We start from the raw sequence: 7,218 nt of genomic DNA, 5'->3' as shown, positions 1-7,218 counted from the left end.
AATATTGGAAGTCTCGAAGGTGGGCAAAAAAATCAGGCTGTGTTATGGGATGGCCATGGATGCGATCCAATCAACCAAGGGGTTGAAGTCCTCACCGGGTAGTCCCCACGCCCATTTCAGCTCTATTTCATACCCGAAGGTCTCGCACCATACTTGGTATTATACCGTATTGCCGTAAAATGTTAACCTAATTTGAGATTAAATCATGCTCTTTACCCATATAGATTACCATACAAAAATATTTCTCGAAATATCAGGTTCGGAACCAGTGAATCCCCCGCTAATCACCAACAGCCTAACTAGAAAAGAAAAAAAGCCCGGTTTTATCGAACCGAGCGATCAACATAAATTCAGAATATTTTAAGGATTGACTAATGAAGCTCCCTCACCCAAAGACAGCGAGGTGGGGGTGGGGTGTGGCGGGAACTTTTGCCCCCATACACCCCATGGTAGGATCATGCCACAATCTTGGCCATTGAACCCCCACCTGTTTCTATCGTGGCTGAGTGGGTCGCTATTTTAGTTCAAGCAGTAGTTTCCGGTTCCGTAGCCGTCGGTTCATCATCACGGAACACCACCCGCAACAAAGGCGGAGCCACAAAAGTAGTCAGAATCACCATCAAGATAATTGCGACATCCAGAGAAGGCGACAAAGCGCCACTGTCAGAGCCTACGGCTGCAAATACCAAACCGACCTCGCCCCGGGGAATCATACCGACCCCGATCGCCAATCGGTTGATATTCTCCACGCCAAAGACGCTAAACCCAGAGATAACTTTTCCGAAAATTGCCACAACAATCAGAAAAGAAGCAATCACGAGTCCCTGGCGGTTGTCAGGAACAGCAGGATTAAGAACCTCTAAATTAGTTTTCGCCCCAACGGTAACAAAAAATATCGGTACCAGCACATCAGAAATCGGTCTAGTAAGTTCTTCGAGTTCCTTTCCTGGGTCAGTTTCATCCAAGACTAACCCCGCAGCAAAAGCACCCAAAATCGCCTCTAAACCAATAGCGGCAGCGATATAGGACAGCAACAGCGCCAGAATAAAAGCCGGAATCACAATCCGACCACGGGTTTTGAACTGTTGAGCCAGAGTCACAAAAGTATCATTAAAGAACCTTCCCAATAAAATTGCACCCACCAGAAACACAGTGGCACTGATAATCAGGAAGATAATGTTAGTAACATCGATTTCTCCGGTTTTGGCTAAACTAGCCACCACCGCTAGGACAATAATTCCGAGGATGTCATCCATGACCGCCGCGCCGAGAATAATTTGACCTTCCTTAGAAGACAAGCGGCCAATTTCAGCTAACACACGGGAGGTAATCCCGATACTGGTAGCAGTCAAAGCGGCACCAGCGAAAATTGCAGCCACAGGCGGAACATTAAAGATGAGAATTAAGCCAATGGTTCCGGCGAAAAATGGAGCCACGACCCCCACAATTGCCACCACTAGGGATTGAACCCCTACTTCCAGCAGTTCACGAATATTGGATTCTAAGCCAATTTCAAATAGTAGGACGATCACACCAATTTCAGCGAGAACTGAGATCACCTCACTTTGAGCCTCAAAGGTGGCTCCAGCAGCACTGATATCTAACCCTGCTGTCGATGACAGTATTTGCATGATCACGGAGTCAGAAGCGCCGACACCACCTTCAGGAAATACGACTAAGTGCAGTGCTGAAATACCAATGACTACCCCGCCGACTAATTCTCCTAAAACTGGGGGAAATCCTAACCAGTTGAAGAACTCGCCACCAACTTTACTGGCTGTATAAATGGCAATTAGGCTGAGTAGTACCGCCAATAACACCATATTCCCATCAGCCTCGGGAGCTTCGCTAATTCCCTCGATGGTGTTTGCCAACAGTGGCACGGGATCAACTCCTAAAGATGAAAACATGGAAAATGGGGAGATTATCCCCAAAACTGATAGAACCATCCATTTTGTGAAAACTCGTTCCTGTCTACTGTAGCGAAAAGTGGGTTCGCATAGAGTTATAAAAAGGATAAATCAACTTTTGTATTAGTTATACATAGGTTACGAGTCTCAAATTATTTCCCAATCACCCAGTCTCATGGAGTGCGTCAGAACCCGCCTCGCCAATCAATACAGCCTGTTCAGAAATCATCTGATCACCTCTCAAAGTCCCTCTCCCTCTCTGGGATCCAGATTTAGGGTGAGGGCAATGTATTAAGCGACTGGTGAACAATCAATAATCGGCAACTGACGCACCTTAGTGGCTGATGTGCTAAAATACCCGATGTTTCAGGGATGGCATTTGGCGACGGACCTGTTGGAGGCGGGTGGGTTCAATATCAGCTAAGGCGACTCCTGGCTGATCTCCCCCATCAGCTAGTATCATTCCCCAAGGATCAATAATCATGGCGTGACCGTGGGTGTGGCGGCGGCCATAGTGACAACCAGTTTGGGCGGGAGCAATCACATAACAAGTATTTTCGATCGCTCTAGCTTTTAGCAAAACTTCCCAGTGGTCTTTCCCGGTATAGGCGGTAAAGGCGGCGGGAACAAATAACACCTCGGCTCCCTGTTTAGATAAATGCCGATACAATTCTGGAAACCGCACGTCATAACATACAGATAAACCCAACTGACCCAATTCTGGGGAATTATAAACAGGTGGGAAATCGGTCCCAGCTTTCACTGTGGCGGACTCGCAGTAAGTATTTCCATCAGGTACATTGACATCAAAAAGATGCACTTTTTCATATCGTGCTAACTCCTGACCTGTGGGGTCTACTAACAAGGCGGTATTGCAGACTTTACCTTCTCCTTTGGGAACGGGAAACCCTCCACCCAAAAGGGTTACCTGAAAACGTTGGGCGGTAGTTTTCAAAAATTTTTCGGTTTCTTCGGCAATTTCTGAACCCTGCATAAGTTTATCTTCTTCCTCACCCATAAACGAGAAGTTTTCGGGTAAGCCAATTAATTCAGCGCCTTGACGAATAGCTAGTTCAATTAAATCGCGAGCTTCTGACAAATTTTTCTGCAAATCAGGCAGACTGGTCATTTGGATCGCGGCAGCAGTGTAGGATTTCATCGATACGGAATCAGAAAAATAAGTGATTTTTATTATGGTCAATAATCCCACTAGGGAGCAGGTAGACCAGGACAATATTATAGGGGCAATTTATCATCACCCCTATAAATATCAATCTCTTGTTAATGATGCGATCGCCACTTAGGGCAACCTGCCCATTTTTCCGGTTCTAATCCCTAGAGGGGATGAAACAGAAGGTCGGGGAAAAACCGATTAAATTCGATCAGAATACCAGCAGTAATTAACAGCCAAACCGCTGCCAAAACTGGCACAGTAGACAAATATTTCAAAAAGTCCTGCATGAATTGAGTCTCCTAATTGATATGCCAAACATTCGATACAATTTGGGAAAAATTCCCTTAAACTAAACCGCCAAAGGCTTGAGCTACATCCGCGAATCTCTTAGCGAGGAGAAACGGTGATTTCATTATCCTTAGCAAACATTTCCCCGGTGGTCATTTCTTTGAGAGCAGCCAGAGGCCAGAGAAATCCACCCAGCATCAATTGCACAGCTTTGGGAACTTCGATAATGATTTCCTTTTCGGTGGGCTTTTTATCTTTCTGAGCATACTGGAGGTAAGAACGACCTACCCAACCAATCCATCCGGCGATATACAGGAATAGAACACTGGGGATTAAGAAATCGCCAGCGTGGGACAGGCTACCATCTGTAATCAGGTGAGGTAGGCCATCTTCGCCACAGAGTTCTTGGGAATAGCGCTCGAACCGAGCTTTAGCTTGGTCTGGGTTAGCACTGCGGGCGATAGAAGTTTGGGCCCGTTGCTGAAATGCAGCCGAATCGGAGCAGGGAGTTAGGTTATAAGCCTCGGCGGCTGCGCTACCACCGAACCAAAGACCGAGAGCGAGAACTAGAGCCAACAATCGTCGCATAGATTTGTTTCCTTTTGTTACAAAACAATAAGTTTTTTGTACAATCCCAACGGATTAAGGGCTTAGGAGCCATCTTACTTTGAATTCAGACTCTTGACACCCATTTAATCTCTTTCTGGGGATAAGCTACTAGATGTAACTCAATCTTATGATTAAATTTATCAGCCAATGGCAACAGTTTTAGCAATTGAAACAAGTTGTGACGAAACAGGGGTAGCAATTGTAAAGAATCGTAAAGTTTGCAGTAATGTGGTGGCTTCTCAAATCCCTATTCATCGCCCCTATGGGGGGGTAGTGCCAGAGGTGGCCTCCCGGCAACATTTGGAAATGGTCAACCCCCTAATTACCGAAGCACTAAGTTCAGCTAATCAGGACTGGACTGATATTGATGCGATCGCTACTACCTGCGCTCCGGGGTTAGTGGGAGCGCTATTAGTGGGAATCACAGCGGCGAAAAGTTTAGCGATGGTTCACCAGAAGCCATTTTTAGGAGTCCATCACCTAGAAGGTCACATTTATGCGTCCTACCTCAGTGAACCGGATTTAAAACCACCATTTCTCTGTTTATTAGTTTCTGGGGGCCACACCAGTTTAATTCGGGTCATCGGTTGTGGTCAGTATGAAACTTTGGGTCAAACCCGCGATGATGCGGCGGGAGAAGCCTTTGATAAGGTGGCTCGTTTACTCAACCTCGGTTATCCAGGCGGCCCGGTTATCGATCGCCTTGCAGCCAGTGGGAACCCCCAAGCCTTCCCTCTCCCAGAGGGTCGCATTTCCCTACCTGGGGGCGGCTATCATCCCTATGATTCCAGCTTTAGCGGCCTGAAAACGGCTGTCTTACGTTTGGTGGATAAATTCAACCAAAAAGGGGTCGAACTGCCCGTGGCAGACCTGGCAGCCAGCTTTCAGGATACAGTTGCCAGGGGGTTAACCAAACGAGCGATCGCCTGCGCCCTCAATTACCAATTGGATACTATTACGGTTGGGGGGGGAGTTGCTGCTAACAGTCGCCTCCGTCATTTGTTACAGGAAGCGGCTAAGGAAAACCATTTAAGGGTTTTGTTCCCTCCGATGAAATTCTGCACTGATAATGCGGCGATGATCGCCTGTGCGGCGGCGGATCACCTGGAACATGATCACACCTCCCCTCTGACTTTGGGGGCTTATTCTCGTATGGCGATCGCTGATGTGATGAACCTCTATGAGGCTATCTGAAACAATCAGGAAGTCAACAAAATTAGCACAAATGTCGGGGTGGGTTCCTAAATATCCACCACCGACAATATCAATCAACCCGTCCTCACCCAGGAGGGCTTAATCATAAGACATTCTGAGTGGCGATCGGTTGTACAAAACGATGGTTAGCCCGCACAAAACAATTACTCGCGGCCCCTTGTTCATCAGTACGTTCAACATACATCCAGGGTTGGTTTTCGTTATCATAAACAATACCAAATCCGGCCGGACCCAGATTAATCTCAAAATCCTGTCCTTGTTTGATCGTGCCAACTACTGGCCAGTTTTTGATATTCATAGTCACCTGACCCTGGTTAGCCAGAAGTTGGTTATAGCTGCTGAGATTATTAGCCATGCGACAGTTTAAACCGTTGGGGTCTCTGTCTGTCACTTCCCAGGTGGTATGAGTTGAACGGGTATAATCGCCATTATCTCTGGGTCTCGGTAAATTCATACCCCCCTGACCCGGTTGCGCCAGAGAAGGGGGATTTTGAGTTACTGTAGGCATAGGACCGGCTGGGGCGACCTGAATGGCATTATTTTGGGCTTGAGGGTTTTTCTGACAAGCGATCGCACTTACCCAAACCATCCCCAGCAGAGAGACAAAACCGATTGTTTTAAAAATTTTAGTATTCATAGGGTCACATATAACTCAATAGGTTCTCCGGTGAGGCTAAATGCCCGCACCTCTATAATCTTCACTTTCACCAGTTCACCTGAGAGTTCCGCCAAATTCCCTTTAAAAAACGTCAGACGATTACCACGGGTACGTCCCATCACCTGGCTGGGGTCTTTGGGGTTTGTGCCTTCGACTAATACCTCCTCAATGCGATCGCGGTATCTTTGGGATCTTTCCATAGCCTTCACATTCACCAGTCGGTTTAACCGTTGTAGGCGATCGGCTTTCACCTCCTCAGAAAGCTGATTTTCCCACAACGCCGCCCCAGTTCCCGGACGGGGGGAATAAGCCGCCGTGTTCAACAGGTCAAAACCAATATCATCAACCAGTTTTAGGGTATTCTCAAACTGCGCCTCTGTTTCTCCCGGAAACCCGACGATCGCATCAGCACTAATTGACGCATCGGGAATATACTCGCGAATAGTATTAATAATCCGACGATATTTTTCATGGGTGTATCCCCGCGCCATGGCCTTTAGCACATCATTATCCCCCGACTGAAACGGGATATGGAAATGTTCGCACACCTTGGGAAGTTCCGCACAGGCGCGAATTAACCTTTCTGTGAAATAGCGAGGATGACTGGTAGCGAAACGGATACGCTCAATACCGGGTATATCATGCACATAATAGAGCAGGTCTGTCAAAGTGTGTTGGTGACGACCGTCTGGGGTAGAACCGGGGAGGTCGCGACCATAGGCATCAATATTTTGTCCCAGCAGTGTAACTTCTTTATAACCCGCCCTGGCTAATTCTTCCATTTCCGCCCGGATAGCTTCCGGGGTGCGGGACTGTTCGGTTCCTCGGACGTTGGGAACTACGCAATAGGTACAGCGTTCGTTGCAACCATAAATTACATTCACCCAGGCGGTGATATTGCTATCTCGGCGAGGTTTGGTGATGTCTTCCACAATATTAATCGGTTCAGTCGCCACCACCTGGGAACCCTCAAATACTTGCTCTAATAGGTCTTGGAGACGGTTGGCGTGTTGCGGTCCCATGACCAAATCCAGTTCGGGAACCCGACGCAGGAGTGCTTCTCCTTCCTGTTGGGCGACGCATCCCGCTACAATTAGGGTGAGGTTGGGATTTTCCTGTTTCCGTTTCGCTTGTCTCCCCAGGTAGGAGTAGACTTTCTGTTCGGCGTTATCGCGAATGGTACAGGTGTTGTAAAGGACGATATCAGCTTGGTTTGGGTCTTCAACGAAGGTTAACCCCATTTCGTCTAAAATGCCTGCCATACGTTCGGAGTCGGCTTTGTTCATTTGACATCCGAAAGTGGTGATATGGTAATGGCGGGGTTTTGTGGTCATGGTTTGATATTAGGGATAACTTATCGATAA

At 47.4% G+C, this 7,218-nt stretch carries 7 protein-coding genes; 1 reads left to right on the top strand and 6 read right to left on the bottom strand.

The genetic code is table 11. The features are described 5' to 3' along the window. Window positions 1-524 precede the first annotated feature (524 nt). The 4 genes from P5683_RS03265 to P5683_RS03250 all read right to left on the bottom strand — a co-directional run bounded on the left by P5683_RS03265 (window position 525) and on the right by P5683_RS03250 (window position 3,960). Window positions 525-1,910, bottom strand: a complete 1,386-nt coding sequence (locus P5683_RS03265) for a cation:proton antiporter (RefSeq protein ID WP_006618437.1) — start codon at window positions 1,908-1,910, stop codon at window positions 525-527. A 349-nt stretch (window positions 1,911-2,259) separates the two neighbouring features. Next, a complete protein-coding gene (locus tag P5683_RS03260) occupies window positions 2,260-3,069 on the bottom strand; it encodes a carbon-nitrogen hydrolase family protein (RefSeq protein WP_006619224.1) in 810 nt (269 codons plus the stop codon). Window positions 3,070-3,245: 176 nt separating this feature from the next. After that, entirely contained in the window at window positions 3,246-3,371 is a 126-nt protein-coding gene (gene psaJ, locus P5683_RS03255; protein ID WP_006619223.1) for a photosystem I reaction center subunit IX, read from the bottom strand. 100 nt (window positions 3,372-3,471) lie between these two features. Then, on the bottom strand, window positions 3,472-3,960 hold the full coding sequence (locus P5683_RS03250) for a photosystem I PsaF protein (subunit III) (RefSeq protein ID WP_006619222.1): 489 nt from the start codon (window positions 3,958-3,960) through the stop codon (window positions 3,472-3,474). Between the two features lie 168 nt (window positions 3,961-4,128). Here P5683_RS03250 and tsaD point away from each other — a divergent pair, with 168 nt between their 5' ends. Continuing rightward, window positions 4,129-5,175, top strand: coding sequence for a tRNA (adenosine(37)-N6)-threonylcarbamoyltransferase complex transferase subunit TsaD (gene tsaD / locus P5683_RS03245; RefSeq protein WP_006619221.1), 1,047 nt, complete (start codon window positions 4,129-4,131; stop codon window positions 5,173-5,175). Window positions 5,176-5,278: 103 nt separating this feature from the next. On the opposite strand, the gene P5683_RS03240 is transcribed toward tsaD, so the two are convergent. Both P5683_RS03240 and miaB read right to left on the bottom strand, forming a co-directional pair. Further along, entirely contained in the window at window positions 5,279-5,833 is a 555-nt protein-coding gene (locus P5683_RS03240; RefSeq protein ID WP_006619220.1) for a hypothetical protein, read from the bottom strand. Beyond that, a complete protein-coding gene (gene miaB, locus P5683_RS03235) occupies window positions 5,830-7,188 on the bottom strand; it encodes a tRNA (N6-isopentenyl adenosine(37)-C2)-methylthiotransferase MiaB (RefSeq protein ID WP_006625435.1) in 1,359 nt (452 codons plus the stop codon). The genes P5683_RS03240 and miaB overlap by 4 nt, the downstream gene beginning before the upstream one ends. Window positions 7,189-7,218: the final 30 nt, after the last annotated feature.

It is taken from the genome of Limnospira sp. PMC 1279.21 (genome assembly GCF_032349615.1).
Taxonomy (GTDB): Bacteria; Cyanobacteriota; Cyanobacteriia; order Cyanobacteriales; family Microcoleaceae; genus Limnospira; species Limnospira fusiformis.
Note: the sequence above shows the minus strand (reverse complement) of the source record. Positions and strands in the feature narration are given on the sequence as shown.